General features: G+C 63.4%; 10 protein-coding genes, 1 tRNA gene and 2 pseudogenes. 9 read left to right on the plus strand and 4 right to left on the minus strand.

Annotated features, from left to right (window positions below; genetic code table 11):
* Window positions 1-41 precede the first annotated feature (41 nt).
* A complete protein-coding gene (locus ACVWZ4_RS27910) occupies window positions 42-1,178 on the minus strand; it encodes an AI-2E family transporter (protein ID WP_456703855.1) in 1,137 nt (378 codons plus the stop codon).
* A 248-nt stretch (window positions 1,179-1,426) separates the two neighbouring features.
* Between ACVWZ4_RS27910 and ACVWZ4_RS27915 the strand changes: the two genes are divergently transcribed.
* The 3 genes and pseudogenes from ACVWZ4_RS27915 (at window position 1,427) to ACVWZ4_RS27925 (ending at window position 4,662) form a co-directional block, all read left to right on the plus strand.
* The gene (locus ACVWZ4_RS27915; protein WP_456703854.1) at window positions 1,427-2,200 is read left to right on the plus strand and encodes a gamma-glutamyl-gamma-aminobutyrate hydrolase family protein; all 774 of its coding nucleotides are present in this window, start codon (window positions 1,427-1,429) and stop codon (window positions 2,198-2,200) included.
* A gap of 328 nt (window positions 2,201-2,528) precedes the next feature.
* A pseudogene (locus ACVWZ4_RS27920) lies at window positions 2,529-3,906 on the plus strand (NfeD family protein).
* Window positions 3,903-4,662: pseudogene (locus ACVWZ4_RS27925) on the plus strand (slipin family protein). The pseudogenes ACVWZ4_RS27920 and ACVWZ4_RS27925 overlap by 4 nt, the downstream one beginning before the upstream one ends.
* A 77-nt stretch (window positions 4,663-4,739) precedes the next feature.
* On the opposite strand, the gene glnA reads toward ACVWZ4_RS27925, so the two are convergent.
* Window positions 4,740-6,149: a type I glutamate--ammonia ligase gene (gene glnA / locus ACVWZ4_RS27930; protein ID WP_092228756.1), complete on the minus strand. Its 1,410-nt coding sequence runs from the start codon at window positions 6,147-6,149 to the stop codon at window positions 4,740-4,742.
* A gap of 150 nt (window positions 6,150-6,299) precedes the next feature.
* Entirely contained in the window at window positions 6,300-6,638 is a 339-nt protein-coding gene (locus tag ACVWZ4_RS27935; RefSeq protein ID WP_007603495.1) for a P-II family nitrogen regulator, read from the minus strand.
* A 380-nt stretch (window positions 6,639-7,018) separates the two neighbouring features.
* Between ACVWZ4_RS27935 and ACVWZ4_RS27940 the strand changes: the two genes are divergently transcribed.
* Both ACVWZ4_RS27940 and ACVWZ4_RS27945 read left to right on the plus strand, forming a co-directional pair.
* Entirely contained in the window at window positions 7,019-8,518 is a 1,500-nt protein-coding gene (locus ACVWZ4_RS27940; RefSeq protein ID WP_456741602.1) for an NAD(P)H-hydrate dehydratase, read from the plus strand.
* On the plus strand, window positions 8,518-8,961 hold the full coding sequence (locus tag ACVWZ4_RS27945; protein WP_456741603.1) for a GNAT family N-acetyltransferase: 444 nt from the start codon (window positions 8,518-8,520) through the stop codon (window positions 8,959-8,961). Before ACVWZ4_RS27940 ends, ACVWZ4_RS27945 begins: the two co-directional genes overlap by 1 nt.
* Window positions 8,962-8,963: 2 nt before the next feature.
* On the opposite strand, the gene ACVWZ4_RS27950 is transcribed toward ACVWZ4_RS27945, so the two are convergent.
* Entirely contained in the window at window positions 8,964-10,268 is a 1,305-nt protein-coding gene (locus ACVWZ4_RS27950) for a multicopper oxidase domain-containing protein (RefSeq protein WP_456741604.1), read from the minus strand.
* A 154-nt stretch (window positions 10,269-10,422) separates the two neighbouring features.
* On the opposite strand from ACVWZ4_RS27950, the gene ACVWZ4_RS27955 reads away from it, so the two are divergent.
* The 4 genes from ACVWZ4_RS27955 (at window position 10,423) to clpX (ending at window position 14,724) form a co-directional block, all read left to right on the plus strand.
* Window positions 10,423-10,507 (plus strand) — tRNA-Leu (locus ACVWZ4_RS27955).
* 181 nt (window positions 10,508-10,688) lie between these two features.
* On the plus strand, window positions 10,689-12,047 hold the full coding sequence (gene tig, locus ACVWZ4_RS27960; protein ID WP_456703849.1) for a trigger factor: 1,359 nt from the start codon (window positions 10,689-10,691) through the stop codon (window positions 12,045-12,047).
* A gap of 317 nt (window positions 12,048-12,364) precedes the next feature.
* Window positions 12,365-13,000 (plus strand): ATP-dependent Clp protease proteolytic subunit, encoded by a 636-nt coding sequence (locus tag ACVWZ4_RS27965; RefSeq protein ID WP_456703848.1) that lies wholly within the window; start codon window positions 12,365-12,367, stop codon window positions 12,998-13,000.
* A gap of 452 nt (window positions 13,001-13,452) precedes the next feature.
* Window positions 13,453-14,724 carry an ATP-dependent Clp protease ATP-binding subunit ClpX gene (clpX, locus tag ACVWZ4_RS27970; RefSeq protein WP_018320118.1) on the plus strand — a complete coding sequence of 424 codons (1,272 nt, stop codon included), beginning with the start codon at window positions 13,453-13,455 and terminating at the stop codon, window positions 14,722-14,724.
* Window positions 14,725-14,730 lie beyond the last annotated feature (6 nt).

Raw genomic sequence — 14,730 nt, forward strand, 5'->3', positions numbered from 1 at the left:
ATCTTTTCCGACAACCGCTGCACACTTTTCCGGATCGTGCTCTACGCCGCCTCCGCAAGGGGCGGCGCCTCATACGTCTTGAAATGGTCGATCACGACCTTGGCGATGGCGACCAGTGGCAGCGCCAGCGCGAGGCCCCAGATTCCAAAGACGACGCCGAGCAGGATCTGGAACGCGAACAGCGTGGCCGGCGGGATGTCCAGCGCCTGGCGCTGGAGGATCGGCGTCAGCACGTAGCTCTCCATCGCGTGCACGCCGAGGAACAGGATCGACGCCGATAACGCGGGGATCCAACCCGAGGCGAGGCTCGCCAGCACCACCACGACGCCCGCGATGATGGCGCCGACGGTCGGGACGAAGGCGAGCAGGCCGGCCTGAATTCCCAGGATGAACGAGCCGGGGATGCCGATGAGGGCAAGCCCGATCCAGGTCACCGCGCCGACTGCGAGCATCACGATGATCTGCGCGATCAGCCAGCGCTCCAGCGTCTCGCCGATGTGGTCGATGATCAGGGTCGCGCGCATGCGGTGCCTGGCCGGGGCGAGAAACAGCAGGCCATCGTGATAGACGCCGGGCTGCGCGGCGAAGGCCAGGCCCAGAAACAGCACGATGAAGATGTTTCCAACACCGTGGATGGTGCCGAGCAGCAGCTTGAAAGTCTGGCTCACGATCGCTCCTCCGCTGGAGGCCAGCGCGCCGGCGCCGGATAACGGGCCGCGCGAGGGCGCTGCCGGCGAAGGGGTGGAGTCCGGCGTACTGGCCGCGGTGTCGGATGCACCGTTGCCGAACTCGAAGAAGCTGGTGTCGATTCCGTGATTGTCCAGGAAGGACTTCGCATTGCCGATCTGCGACTTGATGGTGTTGCTCAGCAGGGATGACTGCTCGGCGATGGTTGCACCGCCGAGATAGGCCACACCGGACAGCATGGCGGCCAGCGCGACGCAGACGATCGCGAGCCGCACGGCATGCGGCAGCCGGACACGGCGGCCGAGCGCGTTGGTGAGTGCGTTGAGCCCGACGCCGAGCAGCATGCCGGCGAAAATCAGCAGCAGGGTGGCGGCAAAGTACCAAGTGAAGAGCAGCGCCGCCGTGAACAGCACCACGGCGATGCCGCCGACGGCAATGGCCCAGGCGAGATCAGAGCGGGTTCTGGCCTGTTCATCTCTGGAGGCGGTCACGTCGTGTCCTCTGCGAAGCGCGCGGGAAGCACTCTTTCGCGAAATCTGAGCCGTGATCAAGCCTGGCCGTGCACCCCGGCTTGGACAGTCCGCGAGGGCCAAAACTCAACGCCGCGGGCCGTGGGGGGCCGGGAGAGGGGCATTTGCGCGAAAATAGCATTGCCGTCCCGCGATCCGCTCTGTTGAATTTGTTCCATGCGGGGGGCATGTTTGGAGAATCTTCTTCGGCGGGGAGGTCGGAACGGGAGATGAGAAAGCCGGTCGTCGGCGTGATCGGGAACGCCCATCGCGTCGAAAATCGATTTCAGGTGCAAATGGTCGGCGAACGCAATTTGCGCGCCGTGGCCGAGGTCTCCGGCGGCTTGCCGGTGATGTTCGCGGGCTCCCCTGACATCACCGATATCGGCGCACTGCTCGATACCGTCGACGGCATCGTTCTGACCGGCGCCCGCGCCAACGTCCATCCGACCCGCTTCAACATGGACCCCTGCGAGAAGCACGAGCCCTACGACATTCACCGCGATGAGGTCGCGCTGGCGCTCTCGGTCGCCTGCGTCTCGCGTGGTATCCCGCTGTTCGGCATCTGCCGGGGCCTGCAGGAGATGAACGTCGCCTTCGGCGGCTCGCTGCATCCCGAGATCCGCGAGATTCCCGGCCGCATGAACCACCGCATGCCCCGACTCGAGAATGGCGAGATCCATCCCGATCCGACCGTGGTGTTCGCCGACCGTCACGATGTCGACCTGACGCCGGGCGGCGCCTTCGCAAAGCTGCTCGGTTGCGAGAAGATCCGGGTCAATTCGCTGCACGGGCAGGGCATCCTCGATCCCGGCAAGCGCGTGTTGATCGAAGGCGTCGCCGAGGACGGCACCATCGAAGCCATCCGCATCGCGGAAGCCTCGAGCTTCGCGCTCGGCGTGCAATGGCACGCCGAATACGATCCCCAGCGCAATCCAATCAATCGCAAGCTGTTCGAGGCCTTCGGCGAAGCGATGGTGGCGAAGCAGAGGGCTGCGGCGTAGGCCGAGCGTTCGGCGAGAACCCTCTGGCCGCGCTCTCGCCGCATCGTCATTGCTTCGCTGCGCTCGCAATATCTCGGGCGGCATAAACCAATCGGCAAGAATTGGTGCGCGCGACTTTTGCGATTCCGATTCGTTCTCTGAGAACGAAGTGGAGTCAGACGCAGAACGAAAATCGACGGTCGCGGTGCGACGGCATTGCTGATGGCGCGCGACCGATACGCTTCGATTCCATCCATTGCGTTGCACAATCGCAATGGTGGCCGCGCTGCATTGAGCTTCCTGAACCGACCACCATATGTGTGGCAAGGGAGCCCTTGCCGTGTGGATCATGAAGGCGGCCCTCATCGCGGCGATCGACATCGTCGCTCTTGCTCTCTGCCTCCTGCCCGGTGCGGCGGAGGAGAACCGGCCGTCTTGCACTCACCGTCACGATCGACGGAGCCATCGGACCGGCGTCGGCGAGCTACGTGAAGGAGGCCTTGGCCATTGCAGCCGTGCGGCACGCCGAGGTCGTGATTCTGGAAATGAACACGCCCGGCGGTCTCAACTCGAGCATGCGCGAGATCATCGCAGACGTGCTTGGCTCGTCCGTTCCTGTCATCGGGTACGTCGCGCCCTCGGGCGCTCATGCGGCGAGCGCGGGGACCTATATTCTTTACGCAACCCATATCGCGGCGATGTCCCCCGGTACCAACATCGGGGCCGCGACGCCGGTGCAGATTGGCGGTTCGCTGCCGGGCCTGCCGAGCGGCACACCCGACAAGGACGGCAAGGACAAGACGGCTGAGCCGAAAGACGCGATGACGGCAAAGGTGACGAACGATGCCGTCGCCTTCATCCGCAGCCTGGCCGAGTTGCGCAATCGCAACGCCGACTGGGCCGAGCAGGCCGTCCGCGAAGCCGCCACGCTCTCGGCCAATGGCGCCTTGCAGGAAAAGGTCATCGATCTCGTCGCGCGCGATCCGGCCGAATTGCTCAGGCAGATCGATGGTCGCGTGGTCGAGGTCGCCGGCGGCAAGACGCTGCGGCTTGCGACGAACGACGTCGCCATCCAAGCCGTCGATCCGGGATGGATCTCCCGATTACTGGCGGTCATCACCGATCCCAATGTCGCCTTCATTCTCCTGATGGTCGGCATCTACGGCCTGATCTTCGAGTTCGTGTCGCCCGGTGCAGTTGCACCCGGCGTGATCGGGACGATCTGCCTGTTGCTCGGCCTCTATGCCCTCAACCTCCTGCCGATCAATTACGCCGGCCTCGGCTTGATGCTGGTCGGGATCGCGTTGCTGGCTGTCGAGGCGTTCAATCCGACCGTGGTGATCGGACTTGGCGGTGTCGTCGCCTTCGTGCTGGGAGCGCTCATGCTGGTCCGGGTCGAGGCGCCTGGCTACCAGCTGTCATGGTCGGTCATTGCCGTCGTCGCGGCGATGTTCACCGGCTTTGTTCTGGTCGTGCTCGGCGCGCTTCGGCGCGCCCGCAACGCCCCGGCACGGGTCGGAGCGCAGGCCATGCGCGGCCTGACCGCCGAGGTCCTCGACTGGAATGAGACCGAGGGCCACGTCTTTACGCATGGCGAACGCTGGCAGGCGCGTGGCGCCGGCGCCTTCAGGCCCGGCGAGCGGGTCGAGGTCGCCAACATCGTCGATTTGACGCTGGTGGTCCGGCGTCCCGGCCCAGCCAGCGGCAAGGGAGGTGAACTCCGATGATTGAGTATTCGATCTATGCGGTGCTTGCGTTGCTCGTCGTCATGTTTCTCACCCAGGCCATTCGCATCCTCAGGGAATACGAGCGCGGCGTCATCTTCACGCTCGGCCGCTTCACCGGGGTGAAGGGGCCTGGCCTCGTCATCCTCATTCCGATCGCGCAGCAACTCGTCAAGGTCGATCTCAGGGTGATGGTGCAGGTTGTGCCGCCCCAGGACGTGATTTCGCGCGACAACGTCTCGGTCAAGGTCAATGCCGTTCTCTACTTCCGCATCGTCGATCCGGAACGCGCCATCATCAAGGTCGGCGACTACATGGCCGCGACCAGCCAGCTCGCCCAGACCACGCTGCGCTCGGTGCTCGGCAAGCACGATCTCGACGAGATGCTGGCCGAACGCGACAAGCTGAACGCCGACATCCAGGAGATTCTCGACAAGCAGACCGACGTCTGGGGGATCAAGGTCACGGGCATCGAGATCAAGGATGTCGACATCAACGAAACCATGGTGCGCGCGATCGCGAAGCAGGCGGAGGCGGAGCGGTTGCGGCGTGCCAAGGTCATCAACGCCATGGGCGAGCAGCAGGCAGCCGAAAAGCTGGTCGAGGCGGGCCGGATCCTCGCGCAGGAGCCGCAGGCGATGCAGCTGCGTTACTTCGCGGCTCTGCACGACATCGCGGGCGAGCGGTCCTCGACCGTGGTATTTTCCGCTCCCGACGGGCTTGCTCGATCATTTGATTTCGCGGCGGGAGCAACAATAGTCGGAGGGTCTTGCCGGCTAAAACGAAAAGGCGCCCCTCCCGGAGCGCCTTTTGCCTGTTGCGAAAGTTCGAGCCCCTCAGCCCGAATAGTACATGTCGAACTCGACCGGGTGCGGGGTCATTTCGAAGCGGGCGACTTCGGTCATCTTCAGCTCGATGTAAGCATCGATGAAGTCATCGTCGAACACGCCGCCGGCCTTGAGGAAGCCGCGGTCCTTGTCGAGATTTTCGAGCGCCTCGCGCAAGCTACCGCAGACCGTCGGGATCTGCTTCAGCTCTTCCTTCGGCAGATCGTAGAGGTCTTTGTCCATCGCCGGACCCGGATCGATCTTGTTCTTGATGCCGTCGAGGCCCGCCATCAGCATCGCGGCGAAGCCGAGATAGGGATTGGCGAGCGGATCGGGGAAGCGCACCTCGACGCGCTTGGCCTTCGGCGAAGCGGTGTAGGGGATGCGGCAGGAGGCCGAGCGGTTGCGCGCGGAGTAGGCGAGCAGCACGGGGGCCTCATAGCCCGGGACCAGACGCTTGTAGGAGTTGGTCGAGGGGTTGGTGAAGGCGTTGATCGCCTTGGCGTGCTTGATGATGCCGCCGATGTAATGGAGGCAGGTCTCCGAAAGGTCGGCGTACTTGTTGCCGGCGAACACCGGCTTGCCGTCCTTCCAGATCGACTGGTGCACATGCATGCCCGAGCCGTTGTCCCCGTAGACGGGCTTCGGCATGAAGGTGGCGGTCTTGCCGTAGATGTGCGCGACCTGATGGATGCAGTATTTGTAGATCTGCATGTGGTCGGCCATCAGCGTCAGCGTGTCGAACTTCATGCCGAGCTCGTGCTGGGCGGAAGCAACCTCGTGGTGATGCTTCTCGACCTTGACGCCCATCTTGGCCATGGCGCCGAGCATCTCGGAGCGCATGTCCTGCACCGAGTCCTGCGGCGGGACGGGGAAGTAGCCGCCCTTGGTGCGGATACGGTGGCCGAGATTGCCGCCTTCATATTCGGTGTCGGAGTTGGTCGGCAGCTCGGAGGAATCGACGCGGAATCCGGTGTTGTAGGGGCCGGAGGAGAAACGGACGTCGTCGAACACGAAGAACTCGGCTTCGGGGCCGACGAACACGCTGTCGCCTACGCCCATCGACTTCACCATGGCCTCGGCCTTTTTGGCGATGCCGCGAGGGTCGCGGTTGTAAGGTTCGCCGGTGGTCGGCTCGAGCACGTCGCAGGTGATGACCATGGTGGTTTCGGCAAAGAACGGATCGATCGTCGCGGTCACCGGATCGGGCATCAGGCACATGTCGGACTCGTTGATCGCCTTCCAGCCGGCGATCGAGGAGCCGTCGAACATGGTTCCTTCGGCGAAAATGTCCTCGTCGATCATGCTGACGTCGAACGTCACGTGTTGCCACTTGCCGCGCGGATCGGTGAAGCGCAGGTCGACGTACTTAACGTCGTTGTCCTTGATCGATTTCAGGACGTCTTTGGCGGTCTTCATGCATACCCCTTTTGGCTCTGCGGGTCGGTTTCCAGATGAGCAGATTCGTTCTCGCTTTCGGCGAGTTGGCGCAACCGCACAAACGAAATCAGGCCGCCGAAGCAGCCTTTTTTCTTTCAGAGTGTCGCAAAATTCGGGATAGCACCCGGCTCAGATAGCGTCCAGCCCGGATTCGCCGGTTCGGATGCGGATCGCCTCTTCGATGTTGGAGACGAAAATCTTGCCGTCGCCGATGCGCCCCGTTTGCGCGGCGCGGCGGATCGCGTCGATCGCACGCTCGACCAAATCGTCGCCGATCACGATCTCGATCTTCACCTTGGGCAGGAAGTCGACGATGTATTCTGCGCCGCGGTACAGCTCGGCGTGGCCCTTCTGACGGCCAAATCCCTTGGCCTCGGTCACGGTGATGCCCTGAAGGCCGACTTCCTGAAGCGCTTCCTTCACCTCGTCGAGCTTGAACGGCTTGATGATGGCTTCGATTTTCTTCACTGCGCGCCTCCCGGCCTTTCGATCAAATAGCAACGTCTTCGTCAGGATGCGCTTTTCTTAACGCACGACCTTGTCTTCGCTATGCCGGGGCCTGACCAGCCCGGCAACACCGGCCGGCCACACCCAGGAGATGTCAGTGAGCACGACGAACCGAAGCGACTTCCTCGAAAGCAGGGTCTATGCCAAGTTGCAAATGCCCTGATTATTGGAGCGTTATCAGCCTTTTAACGAGCATCTCTGATAGGTGGAGCCGGTCGACTCAAAATACCTGAGACTACGAAATAGGCAAACGGTTCAATATCTGTGCAAGCAGGTGTTCCGGAGGCCAGAATCGGCACGGAGCGTGCCTGTTGAAAAGGCGTTTGGACCAGGGAAGTGGCATGGAAGTTCTAACCAACGCCGAGATGCAGCGGGCTGACCAACTCAGCATCGCCGCCGGCACGCCCGGCTTCAAGCTGATGCTCAGCGCCGGCCAGGCGGTCGCAGAAGCTGCCAACGCGCTGGTCGAGGAGGGGCCGATCCTGATCGTCGCCGGCCCCGGCAACAATGGCGGGGACGGTTTTGTCGCAGCCGCCGAGCTCGCCGCGCAAGGCCGTGAGGTCTCGGTCATCCTGATGTGCGAGCGCGACCAGCTCCAGGGCGATGCGGCCTCGGCCGCGCGTGGCTGGAAGCATCCGGTGCTGCCGTTCAATCCGCAGGCGATCGGACGACCGGCGCTGATCATCGATGCGCTGTTCGGCGCGGGCCTCAGCCGTTCGGTCCACGACGAGGCGCGCGCGATGATCGAGGCGATCAATGCCAATGGCGCGCCGGTGTTGGCCGTCGATCTGCCGAGCGGCATCAACGGCACGAGCGCGGCCGTGCTGGGCGCTGCCGTGAACGCCACCGAGACGGTCACCTTCTTCCGCAAGAAGCCCGCGCATCTCTTGCTGCCGGGCCGCATGCATTGCGGCCGCGTGCGCGTCGCCGACATCGGCATCGACGCGCAGGTGCTGGACGAGATTGCGCCGAAGACATTTGAGAACGATCCGGACTTCTGGGGCGCCGCCTTTCCGGTGCCGCGCATCGACGGCCACAAATACGCCCGCGGCCATGTGCTGGCCCTCTCGGGCGATGCAGCCGCAACCGGCGCTGCGCGATTGGCCGCCCGGGGCGCCTTGCGCGCCGGTGCGGGTCTCGTGACACTTGCGAGCCCGCGCGATGCGCTGGCCATCAATGCGGGCGCGCTCACGGCCGTAATGGTGCGTCCCGTCGACACCGTGGTCGAGTTCGGCGAGCTACTCGACGACGTTCGCTACAACACCTGCGTGATCGGCCCCGGTACCGGGGTCGGTGAGCGCACGTCCGATATGGTTCACACCGCAATCACGGCGCAGCGTAACGTCGTGCTCGATGCCGATGCGCTGACGAGCTTTGCGGCCAATCCCGAGCGGCTGTTTGAATCGATCAAGTCGTCGTCAGGGGGCCAGGTGGTGCTGACGCCGCATGAGGGCGAGTTTCCGCGTCTGTTCTCCGATCTCAGCAACAAGACTCCGGGCCGCTCGAAGCTCGAGCGCGTGCGGGCCGCCGCCGAGCGCTCCGGTGCAATCGTGCTTTTGAAGGGCCCTGACACGACCATCGCCGCGCCCGACGGGCGCGCCACCATCGCTGCCAATGCGCCGCCCTGGCTCGCCACCGCCGGTGCCGGCGACGTGCTCGCCGGCATCATCGCAGGCCTCCTGGCGCAGGGCGTGCCGGCGTTCGAGGCCGCCAGCATCGGCGTCTGGATGCATGGCGAGGCGGCAAGCGAAGCAGGGCCGGGCCTGATCGCCGAAGATCTGACCGAGACGCTGCCGGCCGTGCACCGGCGGATCTATGGCGGCCTCGGCATCGAGTACTGATGCTGCGGCCGCTCGCGCTCACCGAGATGGGCGCGGCGGCGCAAGTCCATCGGCTCGCGTTCGACCAGGCGATGCCCTGGCTCGTCGGGCTGCACACGCCCGACGAGGATCGCTGGTTCTACCGCGAGCGCGTCTTTCCGACCTGCCGCGTCTGGGGACGTTTCGACGGCGATGAGCTCTGCGGGATCATGGCTTTTCGCGACGGATGGATCGAACAGCTCTACGTGCTTCCGGCTGCACACGGCCGCGGTATCGGCACCGAGCTCCTCGAGGTAGCCAAAAGTGCCAGCGAGCGGCTCGAGCTCTGGAGCTTCCAGCGCAACGAGCCTGCGCGGCGCTTCTACGAGGCGCGCGGGTTCACGCTGGCCGAGCAGACAGACGGATCGCGGAACGAGGAGAAGGAGCCCGACGCGCGGTACGTTTGGGTGAGAACGAGCCTTTAGCCTCACTCCACTTCGTACCACCGCACCAGCCGCGGCGCGGCCCAGTCAGTCAGGACGGATTCGATCAGCCATCGTCCCGGTGAAGTCGCGGCGAAGGCGAGGCGCTGGGTCTGGCCGGGCTCGATGGCGAGCGTGTCAAGCCAATAGGGCTTCCAGCCATCGTCGAGCCGGTCGAGCAGTCGGAAATGATGGCCGTGCAGGTGGAAGACGCCGGTGACGGGAGCGGGGCTTTTCACAGCCAGCACGACGCTCCGGCCGGTCTTGGCGCGGAAGGCGGGCGCGGAGGCGGTGGAAAAATCGGCCGTCCGGGTCCAGCCTGCGTCAGCCGCGCCGAGCACGACGTCGAACCGCAGGGCTCCCTTGAGGTCGAGCTTCTCCGGAAGGTCGTTGGAGGGGAGCGGTTGCGGTGGCGGCAGTGGAGCGCGCTGCCCCGGCTTGCCGGATACTGCGAGGCGGCCGATCGGGCGCGCCTCTTTGCCGTCATGCAACAGAAACGCGGCCGATGTGGCGGCATCCACAAAGGCATCGGTGCGGGCACCGGGAGCTAGCACCAGAGCGCCGTTGCGGGCCGGAAAGGGCTCGGCCGGCTGGCCGTCCAGGGCCATGACCTGGACCTCGTGGCCTTCCAATTTGATCGCCAGAACAGACCGTTGCGAGCCATTGATAAAGCGTAGCCGCAACCGCTCGCCGACCGAGGCTGAGACTTCGAATGAAGTCTGCCCATTCAGCGTGTAAACGGCGGTGGTGTCTTTGGGATCGCGGCCCGGTGGAATTGCGATGCCGTCCGGCCCAACGCGCCACTCTTCGATCAGCAGGACCTCGTCACGATCGAGGGTGATGCGGCTGGTTTCGTCCGCGATGATCGGAAGCGGGCGCGCGGGCTGCTTCAGGCGGTCCTCAAACAGCCGGAAGTCAGCTACCAGGGTTCCTGCGTTGGGTATTGAAATAATTGATATTTCCGTCGCGTCCGGCGCGGTCGGCGCGCGGCCCCGCAAGGGATCGGCTATCGCTGCGCCATTGAGCCCGTACCAGGCGGGCGCAAGCGGCACGGGCAGGGCGTTCCTGAAAGTCAGCTCGCAGCGGCCGCCGCGCCTGAGATGGACGTTGCCGAGATGGCTTACGGCGGCCAGTTCCCAGATCGGTGCAGGGGGCTGATCCGGCCTCAAAGAAAGTGTCGCAGGACGGGCCTGGAGGGCGAGCTGGGTGGTCGTAACCGGCGTTGCGCCCCCGCCCAGCAGGCCTGCGGCCGAGCCGGCGAGGCCGGCCAATAGCTCGCGCCTGTTCAGGTCAAAAATCCGCGGTTTCATGGAGCGATCCGGACCACGCGGCGCTGGATAAGTCCAGCCATCGTGCCTACTTGGAGACTGTCTCTATCAGGCCATTTTTTTGCTGCGAACAGTCAGGCACATGTTATAAGCCCGGCCGCCCGCGGCATCGCGGCCGGTCTAGATGCAACTTCACGCGGGCGTGGCGGAACTGGTAGACGCGCTGGATTTAGGTTCCAGTGACGAAAGTTGTGGGGGTTCGAGTCCCTCCGCCCGCACCAAGCGCTTTCAGCGTTTGCACGGATTACTGAGGAGCCTTGCTCCGCGCGGAAGTTTTTCCGTCCGGGACCGGGCTCGATGAACCACCGGCGTTGAGGCGTTTTGCCTCGCGCTGGATCGATTAATGACAGCGTCCCGACGCGGGTAGCGGGCCGGGACCGAACGGGAAGAAGATTGGACGCCATGCAGGTCACAGAAACCCTCTCGGAAGGTTTGAAGCGCGAGTTCAAGATCAGCGTTCCCGCGTCTGATCTCGACGCCAAGGCTGGCGCCAAGCTCGTCGACCTCAAGGACAAGGTTCGCCTCAACGGCTTTCGCCCCGGCAAGGTGCCGGTCACTCACCTCAAGAAGGTCTATGGCCGGTCGGTAATGGCCGAGACCATCGACCAGACCATCCGCGACACCAACACCCAGCTGTTCTCCGAGCGCGGCTATAAGCTCGCGACCGAGCCGAAGATCACGATGCCGACCGAGCAGGCCGAGGTCGAGGAGTTGCTGAACGGCAAGACCGACCTGACCTACACGGTTGCGATTGAAGTGGTGCCGGCCATCGCGCTCGCCGACTTCAAGACCTTCCAGGTCGAGAAGCCCGTTGCCGACGTGTCCGATTCGGATGTCGACGAGGCGATCAAGCGCATTGCCGACAGCAACCGCGGCTATGCCGCCAAGGCCGATGGCGAAAAGGCCGCTTCCGGCGATCGCGTCACCATCAACTTCAAGGGCACCATCAACGGTGAAGCTTTTGAGGGCGGCACCGGTGACGGCATCCAGGTCGTGATCGGCTCCAATACCTTCATCCCCGGCTTCGAGGAGCAGCTGATCGGCATCGGCGCGAACGAGACGCGCACGCTGAAAGTGACGTTCCCCAAGAACTACATGAGCGAGAAGCTCGCCGGCCAGCCCGCCGAGTTCGAAACCACTGCGACCCTGATCGAGGCGCCGCAGGATCTCGTCATCGACGACGAGTTCGCCAAGACGCTTGGCCTGGAATCGCTCGACAAGCTCAAGCAAGCGGCGCGCGAGCGGCTCACGGCCGAGTACGCCGGTGCGACACGCCAGCGCGTCAAGCGCGCGCTGCTCGATCGTCTCGACGAGGCCCATCGCTTCGAGGCACCGCCCTCGCTGGTCGACGAGGAGTTCAATCTGATGTGGAACTCGGTCAAGGCCGAGATGGAATCGGCCGGCAAGACCTTCGCCGACGAGGACACCACCGAGGACAAGGCGAAGGAAGAATATCGCAAGATCGCCGACCGCCGCGTGCGCCTCGGTCTCGTGCTCTCCGAGATCGGCGAGAAGAACAAGATCACCGTGACCGACGACGAAGTCGGCCGCGCCGTGATCGAGCGTGCACGCCAGATGCCGGGCCGCGAGAAGGAAGTCTGGGACTTTTACCGCAACAATGCCCAGGCGCTGGCCCAGCTTCGTGCACCGATCTACGAAGACAAGGTCGTCGACTTCATCCTCGAACTCGCCAACGTGACCGAGAAGAAGGTCTCGCGCGAGGACCTGTACAAGGACGACGAGGAAAAGACTGCAGCCTGAGGGCTTTGAGCAGGTCTCTTTGAGAAAGTGCTCTGTTAAGGATGATCAGCGAACAGGCTCAGCTAGCCAGATGGCCGGCTGGGCCTTTTGCGAGAATCAGCTTCAAGTGCCCAAAGGGCCAGGTGGATTCAGCCTTAATTCGCCCCGCACTTGTCTGGCGCGAATTGCGCTATATCTCTCGGTACCTACGCGTTCTACCTCTACCAACTTCCTGCATCACGGGACGTCCATCGGCCTACCGGCACATCCAGTCCGACTTGCAGGCAAGAACTGCAGCCAAGACTGGCGATGTCCGCCTCAAAAACCCTAGGTGACTCATGCGCGATCCGGTTGAAACCTACATGAACCTCGTGCCCATGGTGGTCGAACAGACCAACCGTGGCGAGCGCGCCTACGACATTTTCTCGCGCCTGTTGAAAGAGCGCATCATCTTCGTGACCGGACCGGTCGAGGACGGCATGTCGACGCTGATCGTCGCGCAGCTGTTGTTCCTCGAGGCGGAAAATCCGAAGAAGGAAATCTCGATGTACATCAATTCGCCGGGTGGCGTGGTGACGTCGGGTCTTGCGATCTACGACACCATGCAGTTCATCCGTCCGCCGGTCTCGACGCTGTGCACCGGTCAGGCGGCCTCGATGGGCTCGCTGCTGCTTGCCGCCGGCGAGAAGGACATGCGCTTCTCGCTGCCGAACGCGCGCATCATGGTGCACCAGCCCTCCGGCGGCTTCCAGGGCCAGGCCACCGACATCATGCTGCACGCGCAGGAAATCCTGAACCTGAAGAAGCGGCTCAACGAGATCTACGTGAAGCACACCGGCCAGACCTACAAGTCGATCGAGGACGCGCTGGAACGCGACAAGTTCCTGACCGCCAACGACGCCAAGGAATTCGGCCTGGTCGACAAGGTCATTGACAAGCGCGCCGAAGAGGCTGCGCCAGCGAAGCCCCAGTAGTTTTGCCGGGACTGCAGCCTCGATCCCAGCGAGTGCGTGGGATCGTCAGCATGGCGTCTTCTTGTCAGGGACGCGTTCGCGAGGGCGCAAAAAGCCCATTTTGCGCCCTGCGGCAGGCAGAAAGTTCCGCTTTCGTGCTGGTTCTTTCGTGGTAATCCAGCAACGCTGGGGTGATTTCGGTCACTTCGCCCGTGCCAAGACGTGAAATCACGGTATTGTCACGGGTAGCCAGCGAGCCCCCGATTAGCGAATTCTTGATAGTCGGGTGACAGCATGGTTGGCTACGAATGATGGGCTATGATCGCGGAGTATCGAGTGACCGTGATTCGCACGGGATGTAACGCGTAGGGTCTTTTTTGGTACGGAATTTGCTCTATTTGAATCCCTTACCCGCCAACGTTTCGGGATGGGACGATCGAGCGGACGGGATCGAACCGCGGACGGAGACATGAATGAGTAAGGTCGGCACGAGCGACTCCAAGAACACGCTATATTGCTCGTTCTGCGGCAAGAGCCAGCACGAAGTCCGCAAACTGATCGCGGGTCCCACGGTCTTCATCTGCGACGAGTGCGTCGAGCTCTGCATGGACATCATCCGCGAGGAGAACAAGTCCTCGCTGGTCAAGTCGCGCGACGGAATTCCGACGCCGAAGGAAATCTGCAAGGTGCTGGACGATTACGTCATCGGCCAGAGCCATGCGAAGAAGGTCCTGTCGGTGGCGGTGCACAACCACTACAAGCGCCTCAACCACCAGACCAAGCACAACGACGTCGAGCTCGCGAAGTCGAACATCCTGCTGATCGGTCCGACCGGTTCGGGCAAGACGCTGCTTGCGCAGACGCTCGCCCGTATCCTGGACGTTCCGTTCACGATGGCGGATGCGACCACGCTGACCGAAGCCGGCTATGTCGGTGAGGACGTGGAGAACATCATCCTGAAGCTGCTCCAGGCCGCCGACTACAACGTCGAGCGCGCTCAGCGCGGCATCGTCTATATCGACGAAATCGACAAGATCAGCCGCAAGTCCGACAATCCCTCGATCACGCGCGACGTGTCGGGCGAGGGCGTGCAGCAGGCGCTGCTGAAGATCATGGAAGGCACGGTGGCTTCGGTCCCGCCGCAGGGCGGCCGCAAGCATCCGCAGCAGGAATTCCTGCAGGTGGACACCACCAATATCCTGTTCATCTGCGGCGGTGCCTTCGCCGGTCTCGAGAAGATCATCTCGGCGCGCGGCCGCTCCACCTCGATCGGTTTCGCCGCCCAGGTGATGGCGCCGGAAGACCGCCGCACCGGCGAGATCTTCCGTCACGTCGAGCCTGAGGATCTCCTGAAGTACGGCCTCATCCCCGAATTCGTGGGCCGTCTCCCGGTCGTCGCGACGCTCGAGGATCTGGACGAGACCTCGCTGAAGAAGATTCTCACCGAGCCGAAGAACGCGCTGGTGAAGCAGTACCAGCGGCTGTTCGAGATGGAGAACATCGAACTGACCTTCGCCGACGAAGCGCTTGGCGCGGTTGCCCGCAAGGCGATCGAGCGCAAGACCGGCGCGCGTGGTCTGCGTTCGATTCTCGAAGCAATCCTGCTCGAGACCATGTTCGACCTGCCGGGACTTGAGGGTGTGGAAGAGGTCGTGATTTCCCGCGAAGTCGTGGAAGGCACGGCGCGTCCGCTCTACATCTATGCCGATCGCTCCGATCGTGCCGTCGAGAATGCCAGCGCCTGATTTGCG

The sequence above is a fragment of the Bradyrhizobium sp. USDA 4472 genome (assembly GCF_054058595.1).